The organism is Micromonospora sp. NPDC049275, assembly GCF_043197115.1.
Taxonomy (GTDB): domain Bacteria; phylum Actinomycetota; class Actinomycetes; order Mycobacteriales; family Micromonosporaceae; genus Micromonospora.
Map to the genome: position 1 here is coordinate 1 of NZ_JBICSN010000009.1, position 17,475 is coordinate 17,475.

The following is a 17,475-nucleotide window of genomic DNA, read 5'->3' on the forward strand; positions in this document are numbered from 1 at the left end:
TCCACCCCGGCCCCGGCCGCCCCAAAGGCACACCACGAGGCCCCGCACCACGACACCCCGTGATCAAAAAACCCCACACACGTTAAAACGCAAGTGAATATGACTCTGCGGTATACCGCTCACGACCGCGTCCGCCCCCACGAAGGTGACCGACGGTCACCGCCGCCTCCGGCTGCGCCCACCGCCCCCCAGCCAGGGCCAGGAATTGCCCTCAGTACGGATAGCCCGGGACGTTGAGCCGCACGCTGTAGAGGCCGGAGTCGCCCCACGGACCCGAGGTGATGTAGAGCGTCTGCCGGTCGGGCCCGCCGAAGGCCACGTTCGTCGTACCGGAGAAGCCGGGCCGGATCGTGCCGAGCTGGGTGCCCGTGGGGGAGTAGACGTGGACCAGGGAGTCCCCGCCCGCGGCCCAGTACACGTTGCCGGCGCAGTCGATCGTCACACCGTCCGGACCGCCGATGTAGTTCACGAAGACGCTGCGCGCGCCGATGCTGCCGTCGGGCTGGACGACGTACTTGTAGATCTTGTTCTCGGAGTAGGCGCCCACGTACAGCGTGGCGCCGTCCGGCGAGAGCGCGATGCCGTTGGGCTGGCGCAGCTGGTTGTCCACAACTGACACCTGACCGTTGACGACGCGGAAGACGCTGGTACGCCCGTTCATCTGGTCCGGTCGGTTGCCGCGCTGGAAGTTGGGGTCGGTGAAGTAGGTGACGCCATCGGAGCGGACCGCGACGTCGTTGGGCGAGTTGAACGCCCGGCCCTGGTAGTTCGCCGCGACGGTGCTGCGGCTGCGGTCGCTCAACCGGTACGCGGACACGCTCCGCTGGTCGTGGGTCGCCGCGATGATCTGCTGGCCGTCGGCGCTGAGCGCCAGACCGTTGCTGCCGGCGTTGGCGATGAACGTGTCGAAGGTCGACGGCGGAGTGAACCGGCGGATCGTGGACGGCTGGACGTTGTAGGGCCCGGTGCCGTTGGCCATGTCGGAGAAGAGCAGGTAGCCGCCGTCGGCGACCCAGACAGGCCCTTCGAGGAAGTTGAATCCACTCCGGATCTTCGTCGCGGTCAGGGAGCCCGACGGCAGCGGCGAGCCGTAAACGGCGCCCGTCGGGCAGGCGCCGGGCGGTGTGCCGGGCGGGCCGGCGAGCGCGGCGGCGGCCGTGGTGTGAGCGCTCACAGAACCGGCGGCGGCACCGGCGGGCAGCGGGGCGGCGGCGGTCGCGAGGCACAGACCGGCCAGTACGGCAATGGTGGGTCGCCAGGTCATCGGATGCTCCAATCGGCGTCGGCGGGTCGCGATGACCGGCGGCCGACGGTGTCGGGGTGGGGGACGGACCGACCACGTGCCGGTCCGCGATGGGCGGCTATTCCAGGTGGAAGGTGGCCGAGGCGCGCTCTGCGCTCGTACCGACCGCTTCCAGGTAGAGCAGGCCGTCGCGGTGGCGCACGTACCGGCCCGGGTAGTTCTGCGACTCCAGGGAGAGTCCGGCGCTGTCGGCCAGGCCCGTTCGGCGCTGGAAGCTCGCGTCGCTGGAGAAGACCGACGAGCCGTCGTTGCGCGCGATGGACAGGGCGAAGCCGTAGTGACGTAGGTAGTAGCCCGGGAAGTTGGTCGACTCCAGCGACACCGATCCTGCGCCGGCGAGGCCGCCGACGATGCGGAACTGGGAGTCGGCGAGGTTCGTGACGTTCGGCTCGACCCGGGCCCGGTAGTCGTAGTGCCGGACGTAGCTGGTGGTCAGGTCGTGCGACCGCAGCCGGACCGGGGTTGCCCCGTCGGGCACCGGGATGCCGAAGTTGGGCGTGCCGTCGGCGTTCCAGTACAGCTTCTGCACTCTGGTCCGGCGGTTCGGATCGTTGAGTGGATCACCGCTGATGTCGCGGTAGTTGCGGTCGTGGTAGACGAGGATGTCGCTCTGCCCGTCCTCGGAGACGGTGAACGAGTTGTGGCCGGGGCCGTACTGGCCGGTGGACGCGTTGCTGGTGAACACCGGGTTGGGGCTCTTGCTCCAGGCGGCGGCGTCGAGCAGGTTCGCGCTGGCGGAGGCGCTCAACATCCCGAGGCAGTAGTTGGCGTCCGTGGCGCTGGCCGAGTAGGTCAGGAAGAGACGGCCGTCGCGCTGGATGACGGCGGGCCCCTCGGCGACGCGGTAGCCGCGGGTCTCCCAGTCGTACGTCGGCACGACGAGCCGGGTCACCGTGCCCGTGATCTGCCACGGGTTGGCGCCCATCCGGGCGAGGTAGACGTTCGAGTTGGTGGAGATCCCCGGCTCCTGCTGCGCCCAGGTCAGGTAGCGCACCCCGTTGGCCACGAAGGTCGAGGCGTCCAGGCTGAAGGTGTCCCAGGGCGTCGTGATCCGGCCGCGTTCGGTCCAGCCACCGGTAAGCGGATTGGCGTTGGCGTTCTCCACCACGTACATCCGGATGCGCCACACGTCGTCGGTCCGGCCCGCCGCGAAGTAGACGTACCACCTGTTGTTTATGAAGTGGATCTCCGGCGCCCAGATGTGGGCGCCCATCTCTCCGCTGGTGTGCCTGCTCCAGATCGTCGTCTCCGACGCCGTCGCCAACCCCTGCAGGGTGGTCGCCCGACGCAGCACGATCCGGTCGTACTGCGGCACCGTCGCGGTCAGGTAGTAGTAGCCGTCGGTGTGCCGGAAGATGTGCGGGTCGGCCCGCTGGTTCGCCAGTGGATTGGTATAGGTGACGGCGGGCGCGGCGTGCGCAGGCCCGGCCATCGGCAGGCCCGCCGCCACGGCGAACACCATCAGCACCGCCGCCAGGGCCGCTCGTGGGCCTCGGGAGCCTCCGCGACCGGTACGCCAGGCGCCGGTGGGTAGGCGGGTGGCTGACTCGGTGCGGTGGAGTCGCAGCGGCATCTGTCCTCCGTGACGTCTGTGCGCGAGAGTCGACCGGCCGCGGAAGCGGCGATCGACCCGCGGCACCCGCTGGGAAGCAGCGCCCGCGGGTCGGGATTGTGACGAGGGCGTTGCGCCCAGGTAACGGCCCTAAGTGTTGGCGCTAACATCGACGGGTGTCAAGATGTTCCGGTCGTCGAGGGTCCCGTCGGCCGGTGCGGCACAGCGGAGGAGGAGGGCCGAGCTACCGCGTCCGAGTCGGTCGCCCGGTCGCGTCGAGGAGTACCTCGTACCGGTGGAGGTCGCCGCTGGTGCCGAGGCGGCGGAACCCGGCGCGTTCGAGCGTCCGCTGGGAGGCGACGTTGTCCGCGGTGGTGTCGGCGACCACGCGGGACAGCCCGTGACCGGCCGCGACGTCCAGCAGGGCCGCGAGTGCCTCCGCCGCGTAGCCGTGACCACGTGCGGACGGGGAGAGGCCGTAGCCGACCTCGGCGCATCCGTCGTCCGGCTGACCCTTGAAGCCGATGCCACCGACGGCCCTCCCGTCGGTGGCCCGGGTGATCCGGTAGTGCCCGAAGGGACGCTGGTCCCCGTGAGCTGCCGTGGCGTCGAGGAAGGCCCGGACCCCGTGGATGTCGCCGTCGAACGGATAGTCGTCGGCCCAGGCGTCGTCGGCCTCGGGACGCCGGGCGACGATGCGTTGGCCCTCCGCCGCGTCGATGGCGTGCAGGCGCAGTCGGGTCGTTCGAAGTTCGGTCACGGGCGACAGGGAAGCAGCCCTCGACACCGGGCACAAGCCGATTACGGCACACCAGAGGGCCCGCGCGGTGGGACCTGACGTTTCACGGCCGCGGAACGGGTAATCAGCCCCGTCGGCGCGGCCGGCGGATGAACACTGTCACGGAGCAAGGGAGTGCGTGTCATGCCCGATCCGGAGCCCACCATCGTCCTCGTGCACGGCGCGTTCGCCGACTCGTCGAGTTGGAACGGCGTGATCGAGCGGCTGGGCGCCGCGTACAACGTGGTGGCCGCCGCCAATCCGCTGCGCAGCGTCGCGGGCGACGCCGCGTACGTGCGGGATGTGGCACGCGGGACCGGCGGCCCCGTCGTCCTCGTCGGTCATTCCTACGGAGGCATGGTCATCACGCAGGCCGCGGCGGGCGAGACCTCGGTGCGGGCCCTCGTGTACGTCAACGCCTTCGCCCCGGACACCGGTGAGTCGGGGTTGTCGCTGTCCGGGAAGTTCCCCGGCAGCACGCTCGCCGACACCCTGGTGCAGTATCCGCTGTCGTCCGGCGGCAACGAGATGGCGATCGGCCAGGACGCCTATCACGCGCAGTTCGCCGCGGACTCGTCGGCCGACGTCGCCGCGCTGATGGCCCGGACCCAGCGGCCGATCACCGAGCAGGCCCTGAGCGACGGGCTCGCCGGCGATCCTGCCTGGCGATCCCTGCCGAGCTGGTTCGTCTTCGGCGACGCCGACAAGAACATCCCGGCCGCCGTGCACCGGTTCATGGCCGAGCGGGCTGCCCCGCGCGGCCAGCGCGAGGTCGTCGGCGGCTCGCACGCGATGACGGTGGCCCGGCCGGGCGAGGTCGCCGAGTCGATCATCGAGGCGGTCCGGGCCACCAGCTGACGCGACGCCGGCGGGCAGGCAGGCCCGGCGTAGCCTGGCGATCATGGGGGACTGGACGGTTCGGCAGGCGTCGGCGGCGGACGCCGAGGCCGTGGCCGAGCTGCGGGCCGTGGTGCTGCGGGCGGATCTGGAACGGCTCGGGCGCTACGACGAGCAGCGGGTGCGCCAACGGCTGCGGGACGGCTTCGCGCCCGCGCACACCTGGCTGATCGAGGTGGGCGGCGCGTTCGCCGGCTGCGTGTCGCTGCGGCCGGCCGACGACGCCCACTGGCTGGAGCACTTCTACCTGGCACCCCATGTGCAGGGCGGCGGGATCGGTGCGGCAGTGCTGCGCGGGCTGCTGGAGCGGTGCGACCGCGACGGCGCCCGGGTCCGGTTGAACGTGCTGCGGGGCAGTGCGGCCCGGCGGTTCTACGAGCGGCACGGCTTCACCGTCGAGACCGAGGACCCGATCGACGTGTTCATGGTGCGCGAGCCGACCCGGCCGGGCGCAACCACTGATCAACCGCCGCGGCCGGTCGTCTCCCGGTACGCCGCCGCGATCCCGCCCAGACCCCGGACCAGCTCGGGGCCGCGTACCCCGGAGTAGCCGACGACCAGCGCCGGCGGCCTGCCGTCCGCGCGCAGGGCGTAGAAGCGGCCACCGCGGACCAGCACCGACCGACGGCGGGCCGCCTGCACCAACGGCTCCTCGGCGCACCGCGCGGGCAGCACCAGGTACGCCTGGAGCCCGCCGTGCTGGCCGAGGACGCTGACGTCGGGCAGGTGGCGGGTGACGAACTGCTGCACCGCCTGACGACGTTTCTGCACGTCGGCGCCGAGTCGGCGCAGGTGCCTGTCGAAGGCGCCCGTGTCGATCAGCCGGGCGAAGGCGAGTTGCTCCAGACCGGAGCAGCCGATGTCCCAGCCGGCGCGGACCCGCTCCACGCCCGCGGTGAGGTCGGGTGGTGTGGCCAGCCAGCCGAGGCGCAGCGCCGGGGCGAGGACCTTGCTGGCGCTGCCGGCGTAGATGACCCGGTCCGGCGCGAGGCTCTGTAGCGCCGGCATCCGCTGCGCCGGGGCGACGAGGGCGGCGTCGAAGTCGTCCTCGACGAGGTAGCCGTCCACTTCCTCGGCCCAGGCGACGAGGTGCGCCCGGCGTTGCGCGCTGAGCGTGGCCCCGGTCGGGAACTGGCTCGCCGGGGTGACCAGCGCGGCGCGGACCCCGCTCGCGGCCAGCGCGTCGACCCGGATGCCGTCGCCGTCCACCGGGATGCCCACCGGACGCAGTCCGGCCTCGGCGATGAACTCCCACTCGCCAGGGTGCCCCGGGTCCTCCACCCCCACGGTGTCGTGGCCCCGGTCGCGTAGCTCTCGGCAGAGCAGCGCGAGCCCCTGCGCGAAGCCTGAAGTGATCATGAGGTGCTCGGGTCGGGTGCGTACGCCACGTACCCGGCCGAGGTAACCGGCGAGGGTGTGCCGGACGACCGGCAGGCCCGACGGTGGGGCGTACCCCAGCTCGCGGCGGCCGGCCGAGGTGACCACCGCGCTGACCGCGCGGATCCAGTCCTGGCGGGGAAAGGTGGAGTCGTGCAGGCCGCCGGTGCGCAGGTCGCAGACGGGTGCGGCGGGTGTGCGGTCGTCCGGGGTGAGTGCCGAGCCGACATCGGTACGCGCCGCCGCGGCCACGGACGTGCCCGAGCCGTGCTGGGAGACGAGGTAGCCCTCGGCGCAGAGCTGTTCGTACGCCTCGACGACCACACTGCGGGACACCCCGAGATCGGCGGCGAGCTGCCGGCTCGACGGCACGCGGGTGCCGGGACGCAGCGCCCCCTCCTCGATCTGCGTACGGAATGCGTTACGGAGCTGCACCGCCAGCGTTTCACGTGATTGAGCGTCAATTGACAGGCTTAGATTCAGGGACAAGTGGTCCGCTCCGAGATAGTCGAAGTGGTATGGACAGCATGATCTGTGCCTGTGGAAAGTGTTGGCCGGGCGCGCAACCACTCACTGACCGGCGAATCAGGGCGTACGTTCCGAGAATGTCCAATGCGGACGTCTCCACTGCCGGTGTCAGCGTGGTCGTGCGAGTCCTTCGTCTGGGGGGAAGGGTCCGACCTGCCGCGTCGTCGGCGGGGTCCGCGCCAACGATGGCGCCGAAATCGGGCTGTTCAGAGGGGGTTCCGCAAGTGTCCCTATTGTCAACCGAGCTCGTCACGTGGCCCGTCAGGTCGCATTCGGTGGCGGCCACCCGTACACCATTGGCCGACTCAATTCCCATCGAGGTGACATCTCTCACACTGCCGTCGATCGATCCATTGTCGCTCTATACGGCACTCGCGGAAAGTTGCGCCGACAACGATCTGTATCTCTTCGAAAGTCTGGACGGTCCCGCTCAGGACCGTTATGCCGCAGCCGTCGGCTGGGGCCTTCTCGCCGAGGTGCGGTTCATCGCCGACCGGCTGGAGGTGACCGCCGACGGCGCGCTCGGCGACGCCCTGGCCGCCGTCCTGACCGCCGTCCTGGGCGAGCCGGTCGGGCACCTCGGCACCCAGCGGGTCTGGCCGGTCGCCGGGCCGCCCGAGGTGTGGGCCGCCGTCCGGGCCGTGCAGCGGGCGTTCGCGGTACGCACCAGCGTCTCCGCCGACAGCTTCGCCTTCGGTTTCCTCACCACCCTCGCGTACGAGGCCGCGCGGGACATGGACGAGCTCTCCGTCGACCGGGTGGTCGACGACATCCCCCGCTGCACGCTCGCGCTGTTCCGGCACACCGTCTGGTGGGACCTGCGCAGCGGCACGGTCCGACAGCTCTCCGCCAGCGGCCCGCACCTGCCACGAAACGACGGTGCGCTCCGGCTGCCGGAGTCGCCGGTGAATGATTCGGAGATCCCGGCCGCCCCTGTGCCCAGCCTCGTCCGGGACACCGTCGACGAGGAGACGTTCGCCGCCCGGGTGAAGCAGTGCCTGCGCCACATCGAGGTCGGGGACAGCTACCAGATCCAGATCGGCCACCGGATCGACGTGGAGACCACGCTCACGCCGCTGGAGGTCTACCGGCGGCTGCGCCACCGCAACCCGTCGCCGTACATGTACCTGACCCCGTGGGCCGGCCGGACCGTCATCGGTGCGAGCCCGGAACTGTTCCTGCGCATCGAACAGGGCCGGCTGTCGATGCGGCCGATCGCCGGCACCGCGCCCCGGGCCACCGATCCGGAGACCGACCGCCGGCGGGTGGCCGAGCTGGCCGCCAGCGAGAAGGAACGCGCCGAGCACGTCATGCTCGTCGACCTGTGCCGCAACGACATCGGCCGGGTCTGCGTGCCAGGCACGCTCAGCGTCGACGCCATGTTCGACGTCGAGCCGTTCGCGTACGTGCACCACCTGGTCTCCACCGTCTCCGGCCAGCTCGCCGACGACGCCGACGTGTGGGCGGCGATCTGCGCCACCTTCCCGGCCGGCACCATGACCGGCGCGCCGAAGCTGCGGGCGATGGAGATCATCGACGGCCTGGAGGACGAGCCCCGGGGCGTCTACGCGGGCGCCGTCGGGCTGGTGGACGTCCGCGGGTACGCGGTCCTCGCGCTCTGCATCCGCACCGCCGTGCACGACGGCCGGCGCTACCGCACCCAGGCGTCCGCCGGTGTGGTGGCCGACTCCACACCCGGCGACGAGTGGCGGGAGACGCTGGCCAAGATGAGCGCCACCTACTGGGCCCTGACCGGTGCGGAGCTGCTGTCGTGAAGGTCCTGCTCGTCGACGCGTACGACAGTTTCACCCACATCATCGACCAGTACCTGCGGACGCTCGGCGCGCGGACCATTGTGGTCCGCTCCCGGACGCGGACCAGCGACGAGCTCGCGGCCCTGCGGCCGGACGCGGTGGTACTCGGCCCGGGGCCGGGTCATCCCGCCGAGTCCGGGCACGTGGAGCTGGTGCGCGCCTTCGCCGGCCACGTCCCGCTGCTCGGCGTCTGCCTCGGCCACCAGGCCATCGGTCTCGCCTACGGGGGGACGATCGCGGTAGCCAAGCACCTGATGCACGGCAAGACAAGCGTCGTCACGCACGACGGTCGGGGGGTCTTCGACGGAGCGCCCGCCCCGCTCACCGTGACCCGCTACCACTCGCTCATCGTCGCGGACCCGGCGCCGCTGGCCCTGCACGTCACCGCGCGGTCGTCCGACGACGGCTACGTGATGGGGGTACGACACCGGGCCCTCGCGGTCGAGGGGGTGCAGTTCCACCCGGAGAGTGTGCTCACCGAGGACGGGCTGCGGCTGTTCGACAACTTCCTGCGCGGCGCGTCGGCGGCGCTGACGGCGGGAGCGTCGTGACCGACGAATCGTCGCCCCTCGCCGTGGTCACCGGCGCGGCGGGCGGCATCGGTCGGGCCATCACGGCGGCCCTGACCGCGTCCGGGCACCGGGTGCTCGGCGTGGACGTCGACCCTGCCGGGGATCCGACGGCGTACGCCTCGCTGGTCGCCGACGTGGCCGTGCCGGAGCAGGTGGAGCAGCTCTTCGCGGGCATCCGCGAGCGGTACGGGCTGCCCACGGTGCTGGTGAACAACGCCGGCGTCTACCACGCCCGAGCGTTCCTCGACTACGACCCGAAGACGTACGCGCAGGTGTTCGACGTCAACGTGGGCGCGGCGTTCTTCTGCACACAGGCGTTCGCCCGCGCCCTGATCGGCGCCGACCGGCCGGGCACGGTGGTGAACGTCGCCTCGATCAGCGGGCAGTCCGGCAGCCCGGACGCGGCGTACGGGGCGTCGAAGGGCGCGTGCATCGCGCTCACCCACAGCCTCGGCCGGGCGCTCGCCGAGCACCGGATCCGGGTCAACGCGGTCGCTCCCGGCCTGGTCGAGACCCCGATGGCCGCTCGGATCCCGGCGCGGCGTCGAGACGACTACCGGGCCCGGATCCCCGTCGGCCGGTTCGGCACACCTGCCGAGATCGCCGCGGCCGTCGCCTGGCTCGCCGAGCCGGCCAGCAGCTACGTCACCGCCACGGTGCTGGACGTCAACGGCGGCCTGCACTGAGGTCGCGTCACCGCCCGCCCGCCGATTCGCACCGCGGCCGGCTCACCCTGGAGAGGATCCCGACCATGTGGCTTCCGACCACCGGACCGGCGGCTGACTTCGCCGTCGACTACCTGGCCCTGCACAAGTCCTTCTACGACCGCACCCTCGCTCCCGCCGACCTGGACGCGTGGCGGGAACGCCAACTGCGGACGGTGCTCGACCAGGTGACCACGGGCTCGCCGTTCTACGCCCGGCACCTGGCCGACGTCGACCTCACCACGATCACACCGGCGACCCTCGACCGGCTGCCCTTCACGACGAAGACGCACCTGCGCGAGGAGATGCTCGACGTGCTCAGCCGCCCGCTGGCCGACGGGGTCTTCTTCTACGAGACGACGGGCACGACGGGCCGTGCGACCCCGTGCCCGCGCGACGGCCGGGAGGTGGTGGCCAGCAACGCCCACGTCACCGAGTCCTGGGCGTCGATCTTCCGTCACCACTTCGGCGACCACGCGCCACGGATCGGGCTGATGGGGCCGACCGAGGTGCACTCGTTCGGCGACACCCTCGGTGACATCGCGCGCAACGTCGGCTCGCTCAACGCGAAGATCTGGCCGTACTCGCCGGTGATCGGCTTCGCCAAGGCGTTGCAGCTCATGAAGGACCTGGAGCTGGAGGTCGTCTGCTGCACGCCGGGCGTGGCCATGATGCTCGCCAAGGCGGCCGAGCACTACGGCTACCGGCTGCGCGAGGACTTCGCCGTCAAGCTGCTCTTCGTCACCGGCGAGATGTGCACCCCGGCGCTGGCTCGCAACCTGGAGTCCGTCTGGGGCGCGGACGTCTACAACATCCTGTACGGCTCGCAGGAGGCGTTCGTCATCGCCACCGCCTGCCGGAACAAGCGGATGCACCTCTCCCAGACCAACTACCTGATCGAGGTGGTGGACCCGGAGACGGGCGCGTCGCACGGTCCGCGCGGCAGCGGGGAACTCACCGTCACCATGCTTGTCGACGGGGTGAAGCCGCTCGTTCGCTACCGCACCGGCGACGCGGTGATCGTCGAGGCCTCCGACTGCGACTGCGAGATGGCCGGCGACCTCGTGCAGATCGTCGGTCGCACCCTGGACCGCATCGAGCTGGGCGGGCGGCGCTTCACCGCCGGCCAGATCGAGATGGCGGTCCTCTCCGGGGTCACCGGCTCGGGCGGCTACCAGGTGGTGATCGACCACGACCCGGCCGCCGGCGGTGACCGGCTGACCGTCCGCCTGGAACTGCTCAAGGAACTTGTCGACGACCCCGCCGGGGTGACCGACGGCGTCCGGGAGCGGGCCGCCGCCGCGCTCGGCGTGCCCGTCGAGGTGGAGCTGACCGACGGGCTCGACCCGATCGTCAGCACCGGCGCCTTCGTGAGCTGGAAGGCCGCCCGGATCGTCGACCGACGGGTCGAGGCCGACCACGAGACCCAGGTGGCGCAGCGGATGGCGGGCAACCGTGGCTACACCACCTGAGACCGTCGCCGACGAGCGGGTGCCGGCGCTGCCCGGGCCGCTCGCCGAGGCGTACGGGCGGCGCTGGCGCAGTGTGGTGGACGGCTGGGCGAGCCGGCCCGGCACCACGCTGGCCACGCTCGGCCCGCCCGGAACGTCCAGCCACCTGACCGCTGTGTTCCTCGCCGAGCGGCACGGGCTGCGCGTCGAGCTGTCCGACACCTTCGACGCGGTGCTCGCGGCGCTCGTGGACCGGCGGGTCGACCAGGCCCTCGTGCCGAGCGCCTATCAGGGGCTCACCCGCTTCCACTGGCACCGCGACCTGCGGTTGGAGGCCTACTTCGCGCAGGCCACCCCGGAGTACGGCATCGCGGCCCACCCGGACCGCGGGCCGGACCTGTCCGGTGGCCAGCTCGCCGTGGCCGCCCTCTGGGAGGTCCGGCGGATCTTCACCGACCTCGCGCCACCGGGCCTGCGGGACCGGGAGGTCCGGTGGGTCGACGCAGACTCCACCCAGCGCGCCGCCGAGATCCTCGCGGCCGGCGGCGCCGACCTCGCCGTGACCAACGCGCCCGGGGTCGACGGCCACGGCCTGCGCTGGGTGGCCCGCCGCCCGGGCGCCGAGATCGTGTGGACCCTGTTCGGCCGCCGCTGACACCAGACACCGAGAGAACCGGAGAGACACCTCGTGCCCCGACGAATGCTGCTGCACCGCGCCACGGTCCAGGAAGGACTGGGCGTGGCCTCCCGACCGCACCACAGCGTGCTGCTCGACGGCGAGCGCATCGTGGCCGTCCTGCCCGAGGCGCAGGCGCCCGTGCACGACCCGGACATCGACGTCCTGGACCTCGACGGCCGGACGGTCATGCCAGGAATGACGCTCGGCCACACCCACATCGCGTACCTGAACGTGCTCGACGGCCGGGAGATGCTCTTCAAGTACACGATCCCGGAGGTCACCCTCGGCGCCGCCGCCAACGCGGCGGCGATGCTGCGGCTGGGCTACACCGCGTTCGTCGGCGCCGGCTCGGTGTCCGGCATCGACATGGCGCTGCGCCGGGCGATCGACGCCGGGCAGCTGCCCGGTCCGCGCATCACCCCGTGCAGCCGGGACCTGATGGTGTCCGGTCCGCCGGAGCGCCGCAACCCGGCGGTCAAGCAACGCATCCCGAGCGATCTCATGCGGCTGGCCGACACCCCGGAAGAGCTGATCGAGTACGTCGACACCGAGGTCAAACAGGGCGCGGAGATCATCAAGGTCTTCTCCACGGGCGACGACACGTTCCCCAACGGGCGCTCGCACGAGCTGCTGTTCACGGCCGAGGAGCTGGTGATCGCGGCGCGGGCGGCACACGAGCGGGGAGTCCGGATCCGCGCCCACTCGCGCGGGCTGGGTGGCATCCGCAACGCCATCGCCGCCGGGGTCGACGTGATCGACCACGCCACGTACGCCGACGACGCGGCCCTGGAGGCGATCGCCGAGCGGGGCATCTTCGTGGTGCCGAGCCTGCACCAGCCGTACCGGCTGCTCACCACCGGCACGCAGCACGGCAAGACCCCGGAGTACCTGGAGACGCTCGAGTTCCAGGCCGAGGTGGAGAACACCCTGCGCATCCTGCCGCTGATGGTGGACATGGGCATCCCGATCGTGGCCGGTGACGACTTCGGGTTCGCGTGGACCCCGCACGGCCGGTACGCCGAGGAGCTGGAGACGTACGTGACGATGGCCGGTATCCCGGCGCCTGTGGTGCTGACCTGGGCCACGGCCAACGGCGCGCGGCTGGCCGGGCGCGGCGACGAGGCGGGCACGGTGCAGCCGGGCCGGCTGGCCGACCTGGTGGTCACCGACGGCGACCCGGCCGAGGACATCACGGTGCTGGGCCGGCCGGAGGCGATCGAGCTGGTGCTGCTGGGCGGCCAGGTCGTCGCCGGGGACGCCGTCCGCTACCGCGCCGGGCAGCCGGCGGGGGTGGCGTGATGCGGCGGTCCGTGCCTGTCGTTCCGCTGCTCGCCGTCGGGGCGTTCGCCATCGGCACCGACACCTTCGTCGTCGCGGGGGTGCTGCCCGAGGTGGCCCGTACGCTGCGGGTGAGCGTCGCCTCGGCCGGCTGGGTGAGCACCGTCTTCGCCCTCGCGTACGCCGTCGCCGCCCCGGTGCTCGGCGCGCTGACCGGCCGGGTGCCGCGACGTACCGTGCTGGTGGTCTCGCTTGTCGGGTTCACAGTGGGCAACGTCGCCTCCGCGCTCGCGCCGGACCTGCCGCTGCTGCTGCTGGCCCGCGTCCTCACGGCGGTCAGCGCGGCGCTCTACGTGCCGGCCGCCACCGCGTCGGCGGCCGCCTCGGCGCCACCCGAGCGGCGTGGCCGTGCCATGGCGGTGGTGCTCGGCGGCCTCTCCGCGGCCACCGTGGTCGGGGTGCCGTTCGGCACCTGGCTCGCCGCCGACCTCCAGTGGCGGGCCACCTTCTGGCTGCTCGCCGCCCTCGGCGCCGCCTGCGCGCTGGCGGTGCTTCTCGGCCTGCCGAGGCTGGCGCTGCCGCCCGGCCCGTCGCTTGCCGCCCGGCTCGCCCCGGCGCGCGAGAGCCGCGTCGGGTTGGCGGTACTCACCACCGCGCTGTTCATGACCGGCGGCTACCTCGCCCTGACGTACGTCGGGGCGCTGCTCGCGCCGGCCACCGACGGCGACGGAACCCTGCTCGCGGTGCTGCTGCTCGTCTTCGGTGTGCCGGCGGTCGCCGGGACGGTGCTCGGCGGGCGGGCCACCGACCGCTGGGGTGGCCTGCCGGTGCTCGTGGTCTCGATCACCGGGCTCGCCCTGGTGCTTGTCACACTGCCGCTGACCCGGCAGGCGCTGCTGCCGGCCGCGCTGGCCATGGCCGCGTGGGGCGTCACCGCGATGGCCACGCAGCCGGCCCAGCAGCACCGGCTCTTCAGTGTCGCGCCGACCTCCGGGCCGCTGCTGCTGTCCCTCAACTCCTCGGCCACGTTCGTGGGCATCGCCCTCGGCGGCTTCCTGGGCAACCGGCTGCTGCGCCACGGCGGCGCGGACGCCCTCGACCTGCTCGGGCCGGTCGGCGCCGCGCTCTGCGTGCTGGCGGTGGGCACCACGCTGCTCGGCGCGCGGGCCCGTGCCGACAGTCGCGACGACCCGCCGGCGACCGCCGGATTGGCCTCACCGGATCACCCCGGATTGGCCACACCCGGTGGTCGTCGCGCTGCGTACGGTCGGACCGACAATCGGACCCGAACCTCACGAGGATCACGATGACCCAGCTCAGCGACGGTGCGGACACCCTCACCGTCCGCATCGACGACCGGGTGCTGACCGCAGTGCCGGACTACGTGCTCGGCGTGCTCGCCGTGTCGGCGGTCGAGGTCGCTCCGGCGCCACCCACCGTGTCGGCGCTGCTGACCGCCGCGGAGGACACGCTGCACGCGGCCGGCCTGGACAGGGCGGGGGTGGCCGAGTTGCCGGGCATCGCCGCGTGGCGGGAGGCGTACCGGACGGTCGGGGTGAACCCGAACCGGTTCCCCTGCGCCGCCGAGTCGATCGCCCGACGGGTCGCCAAGGGTGACCGGCTGCCCCGGATCAACGCCCTGGTCGACCTCTGCAACGCCGTCTCGCTCGACGCGGCGCTGCCGGTGGCCTCGTGCGCGGTCGACGGCATCACCGACCTGGTCGTCCGCCCGGCCGACGGCACCGAGACGTTCCTGCCCCTCGGCGCGCCCGACGCGCCGGAGCGGCCCGAACCGGGCGAGGTCGTCTACGCCGACGCGGACGGGCGAGCCCACTCCCGGCGCTGGAACTGGCGGCAGGGGCACCTGGTCCGCACCGACGCGGGCCGGCACCGGCTGCTGCTCACCGTCGAGTCGGCCCACCCCGGCGGCCGCGCGGAGGTGGTCGACGCGCTGGCCCGGCTCGCCGCCGCCCTCGACGACCTGTCCGACGGCACACGGCAGGAGGCGGTGCTCGACGGCGCGACGACAAGCGCCGTCCTGCGCACCGCGGGCCCGGTCGGCAGCGACAGTGGGAGCCGGTCGTGAACCGCGCGATCCTGGTCATCTACCGACCTGCGGCCGGCCGGTACGCGGCCCAGTTCCGCAGCGTGGTGGCCGCCGCCGCCGAGCGGGGCGTGGCCACCGTGGCGCTGCTGCCGACCGGGCAGCCGGCCGCCGAGGCCGCCGACCTGCCCTGCTACCACGCCGACCTCGACGACACCGCTGCCGTCCGTTCGGTCGTCGCGACGATCGTCGCCACGCACCCGGTGCGGCGCATCTTCCCGCTCTTCGAGGGTGACGTGCTGACCGCGGCGCACTGCCGCCGCGACCACGGCATCGAAGGGCTCGACCCGGAGGAGGCCCTGACCTTCCGGGACAAGAACGTGATGCACCGCCGGGCCACCGAGCTGGGCGTGCCGGTGGCCCGCTCCTGTCGCCCCGAGACGGTCGGCGCGGTCGCCGAGTTCGCCGCCGAGGTGGGCTGGCCGGTGGTGATCAAGCCGTACGCCGGTTGGGCCTGCGGCGACACCCACCGGGTGGACTCCGCCGAGGACCTGGCCCGGGTGTGGCCGCTGATCGCCGACGACCGGCACGACTACCGGGTGGAGGAGTACGTCCGGGGGGCCGAGTACCACGTGGACTCGCTGCTGCGCGACGGCGAGGTCGTCTTCGAGCAGCTTTCCCGCTACACGTACTCCGTCCTGGAGTTCCGCGACGAGCCCGGCGGCACGGTCTCCCGCAAGCACGACCTGACCCCTGCGGAGCGGCGCATCCTGGCCGCCAGCGCCACGGTCCTGCGCGGCTTCGGGATGCGTACCGGCGTGGCGCACGTGGAGTTCTTCCTCCGCGACGACGGCGAGGTGGTCTTCGGCGAGGCGGCCGCACGGGCCGGCGGCGGCTCGATCGTCCCCGCCATCCAGGCCGGCCGGGGCATCAACCTGGCGGGGGAGTGGTGCCGCCTGGAACTGGACCCGCAGCACGTGCCGACGACCACCCTCGGCCCGGAGATCGGCACCGAATACCTGTGCTCGGACAGGTACGGCCGGATCACCGCGATCACCACTGCCGACGAGCTGCGGGCGCTCGACTCGGTGCGCGACGCGGACGTGTGGAAGGCCGTGGGCGACGTGCTCGCCGTGCCGACCGCCTCCAACGACGTGCTCGGCTGGTACGTCTGCGAGGGCCGGGACTTCGACGACGTCCGCGCCCGGTTCAAGGTCATCCGGGACTCCTTCGAGGTGCACACCGAGCCGGTGGGGGAGCCGTCATGTGGCTGACCCGGTTCCGGGCACTGCCGCGTCCGCTGCGGATGCTCGTCTACGCCTCGTTCATCAACCGGGCCGGCATGTTCGTGTTCCCGCTGCTCGCGGTCTACCTCGTGCAGAGCCGGCACCTCAGCACCGGCGAGGCGGGCGTGCTGATCTCCGTGGGCAGCACCGGCCTGCTCGCCGGCAGTCTGCTCAGCGGCCCGATCTGCGCCCGCGCCGGGCGACGCGCCGCGCTGGTGACGAGCCTGCTGCTCAACGCGGTCGGTTACCTGGGCCTCGCCCTGCTCGACGGCCCCACCTGGACGTACGCGGCGCTGCTCTTCGTCGCGCTGGTCGGGATGGGGATGTTCTCCCCGGCCGCGAACACGCTCATCGCCGACCTGACCGAGCCCGGTGAGCGGCCCTTCGCGTACACGGTCAGCTACCTCGCCAACAACCTCGGCATGGGGGTGGGCCCGCTGCTCGGCGGGTTCGCGGCGGCGTTCTCCTACCAGTTGATGTTCGCCGGGAACATCCTGCTCGGACTGCTCGCGGCGGCCACCATCTGGCTCTTCGTACCGGCGGACACCAGGCGTGCCCCGACGGCGTCGACGACCGCGAGCACCGGCCGTGCCGGACTGCTGCGCGACATCGACGTGGCGGTGCTGGTGCTCGTCTCGTTCTGCTACGTCGCGCCGCTGATCGGCCTGGAGTACACGCTGCCCCTCGCGGTCACCACGGTGCTGCACTCGTCGGTGGCGCTGGTCGGCGCGGTCTACACCATCAACAGCGTCGTCGTGGTCAGCGCCAGCCTGCTGATCGAGAAGCGGATCAAGGCGTACTCGACCCGGGTCCTGCTGATCGTGGCGGGTCTGCTCTGGTCGACCGGGATGGCCGTCCTGGTGTTCGCGTTCTCGCTGCCCGCCGTGCTGCTCTCCACAGTGGTCTGGACCCTCGGCGAGATCATCGCGTCGGTGGTGGTGCCCACCTACATCGCCGACCACGTGGCGGAGCACCGGGTCAGCGGCTTCATGGCCCTGAACGCCTTCGTGCTCAGCTCGGCCCGGCTCGTCGTGCCGATGGGTCTCGGCTTCGTCTGGCAGACCCAGGGACACCACCCCGTCCTCCTGCTGCTCCTGCTGACCCCGGTGGTCGGCATGGTCGCGTTCGCAGTGCTGCGGATCCGACCGGCCGTCCGGCCCGCGCCGGCACTCGCCGAACCGGCCACCGCAAGTCCCTGACACCCCACCCCGC

16 protein-coding genes are annotated in these 17,475 nt (G+C 72.2%); 12 read left to right on the forward strand and 4 right to left on the reverse strand.

Going from position 1 to position 17,475, the window contains the following annotated elements; genetic code table 11:
• Positions 1 to 211: 211 nt before the first annotated feature.
• From ACGFIE_RS24010 to ACGFIE_RS24020, 3 genes are all read right to left on the reverse strand, one after another.
• Positions 212 to 1,264, reverse strand: a complete 1,053-nt coding sequence (locus ACGFIE_RS24010) for an SMP-30/gluconolactonase/LRE family protein (protein WP_393298127.1) — start codon at positions 1,262 to 1,264, stop codon at positions 212 to 214.
• 97 nt (positions 1,265 to 1,361) lie between these two features.
• Entirely contained in the window at positions 1,362 to 2,876 is a 1,515-nt protein-coding gene (locus tag ACGFIE_RS24015) for a family 43 glycosylhydrolase (protein WP_393298130.1), read from the reverse strand.
• A gap of 223 nt (positions 2,877 to 3,099) precedes the next feature.
• Positions 3,100 to 3,615: a GNAT family N-acetyltransferase gene (locus tag ACGFIE_RS24020; protein ID WP_393298133.1), complete on the reverse strand. Its 516-nt coding sequence runs from the start codon at positions 3,613 to 3,615 to the stop codon at positions 3,100 to 3,102.
• Between the two features lie 162 nt (positions 3,616 to 3,777).
• Between ACGFIE_RS24020 and ACGFIE_RS24025 the strand changes: the two genes are divergently transcribed.
• Together ACGFIE_RS24025 and ACGFIE_RS24030 are read left to right on the forward strand one after the other, a co-directional pair.
• The gene (locus tag ACGFIE_RS24025; protein ID WP_393298136.1) at positions 3,778 to 4,491 is read left to right on the forward strand and encodes an alpha/beta fold hydrolase; all 714 of its coding nucleotides are present in this window, start codon (positions 3,778 to 3,780) and stop codon (positions 4,489 to 4,491) included.
• Between the two features lie 43 nt (positions 4,492 to 4,534).
• The gene (locus ACGFIE_RS24030; protein ID WP_393298139.1) at positions 4,535 to 5,080 is read left to right on the forward strand and encodes a GNAT family N-acetyltransferase; all 546 of its coding nucleotides are present in this window, start codon (positions 4,535 to 4,537) and stop codon (positions 5,078 to 5,080) included.
• On the opposite strand, the gene ACGFIE_RS24035 is transcribed toward ACGFIE_RS24030, so the two are convergent.
• The gene (locus ACGFIE_RS24035) at positions 4,993 to 6,342 is read right to left on the reverse strand and encodes a PLP-dependent aminotransferase family protein (RefSeq protein ID WP_393298142.1); all 1,350 of its coding nucleotides are present in this window, start codon (positions 6,340 to 6,342) and stop codon (positions 4,993 to 4,995) included. The genes ACGFIE_RS24030 and ACGFIE_RS24035 overlap by 88 nt on opposite strands.
• A 413-nt stretch (positions 6,343 to 6,755) precedes the next feature.
• Between ACGFIE_RS24035 and ACGFIE_RS24040 the strand changes: the two genes are divergently transcribed.
• The 10 genes from ACGFIE_RS24040 to ACGFIE_RS24085 all read left to right on the forward strand — a co-directional run bounded on the left by ACGFIE_RS24040 (position 6,756) and on the right by ACGFIE_RS24085 (position 17,462).
• Positions 6,756 to 8,210, forward strand: a complete 1,455-nt coding sequence (locus ACGFIE_RS24040; protein WP_393298145.1) for an anthranilate synthase component I family protein — start codon at positions 6,756 to 6,758, stop codon at positions 8,208 to 8,210.
• Positions 8,207 to 8,800: an anthranilate synthase component II gene (locus ACGFIE_RS24045; protein ID WP_393298148.1), complete on the forward strand. Its 594-nt coding sequence runs from the start codon at positions 8,207 to 8,209 to the stop codon at positions 8,798 to 8,800. Before ACGFIE_RS24040 ends, ACGFIE_RS24045 begins: the two co-directional genes overlap by 4 nt.
• On the forward strand, positions 8,797 to 9,507 hold the full coding sequence (locus ACGFIE_RS24050) for an SDR family NAD(P)-dependent oxidoreductase (protein ID WP_393298151.1): 711 nt from the start codon (positions 8,797 to 8,799) through the stop codon (positions 9,505 to 9,507). The genes ACGFIE_RS24045 and ACGFIE_RS24050 overlap by 4 nt, the downstream gene beginning before the upstream one ends.
• A 65-nt stretch (positions 9,508 to 9,572) precedes the next feature.
• Positions 9,573 to 10,997, forward strand: coding sequence for a phenylacetate--CoA ligase family protein (locus tag ACGFIE_RS24055; protein ID WP_393298155.1), 1,425 nt, complete (start codon positions 9,573 to 9,575; stop codon positions 10,995 to 10,997).
• On the forward strand, positions 10,981 to 11,631 hold the full coding sequence (locus ACGFIE_RS24060) for a prephenate dehydratase (RefSeq protein ID WP_393298158.1): 651 nt from the start codon (positions 10,981 to 10,983) through the stop codon (positions 11,629 to 11,631). The genes ACGFIE_RS24055 and ACGFIE_RS24060 overlap by 17 nt, the downstream gene beginning before the upstream one ends.
• A 33-nt stretch (positions 11,632 to 11,664) precedes the next feature.
• Positions 11,665 to 12,954 carry an amidohydrolase family protein gene (locus tag ACGFIE_RS24065; RefSeq protein WP_393298161.1) on the forward strand — a complete coding sequence of 430 codons (1,290 nt, stop codon included), beginning with the start codon at positions 11,665 to 11,667 and terminating at the stop codon, positions 12,952 to 12,954.
• Positions 12,954 to 14,243, forward strand: a complete 1,290-nt coding sequence (locus tag ACGFIE_RS24070) for an MFS transporter (RefSeq protein WP_393298164.1) — start codon at positions 12,954 to 12,956, stop codon at positions 14,241 to 14,243. The genes ACGFIE_RS24065 and ACGFIE_RS24070 overlap by 1 nt, the downstream gene beginning before the upstream one ends.
• Complete coding sequence (locus tag ACGFIE_RS24075) at positions 14,240 to 15,019, forward strand: B3/4 domain-containing protein (RefSeq protein ID WP_393298167.1); 780 nt, start codon at positions 14,240 to 14,242, stop codon at positions 15,017 to 15,019. Before ACGFIE_RS24070 ends, ACGFIE_RS24075 begins: the two co-directional genes overlap by 4 nt.
• Positions 15,016 to 16,251: an ATP-grasp domain-containing protein gene (locus ACGFIE_RS24080; protein WP_393298170.1), complete on the forward strand. Its 1,236-nt coding sequence runs from the start codon at positions 15,016 to 15,018 to the stop codon at positions 16,249 to 16,251. The genes ACGFIE_RS24075 and ACGFIE_RS24080 overlap by 4 nt, the downstream gene beginning before the upstream one ends.
• Entirely contained in the window at positions 16,242 to 17,462 is a 1,221-nt protein-coding gene (locus ACGFIE_RS24085) for an MFS transporter (RefSeq protein WP_363687309.1), read from the forward strand. The genes ACGFIE_RS24080 and ACGFIE_RS24085 overlap by 10 nt, the downstream gene beginning before the upstream one ends.
• Positions 17,463 to 17,475 lie beyond the last annotated feature (13 nt).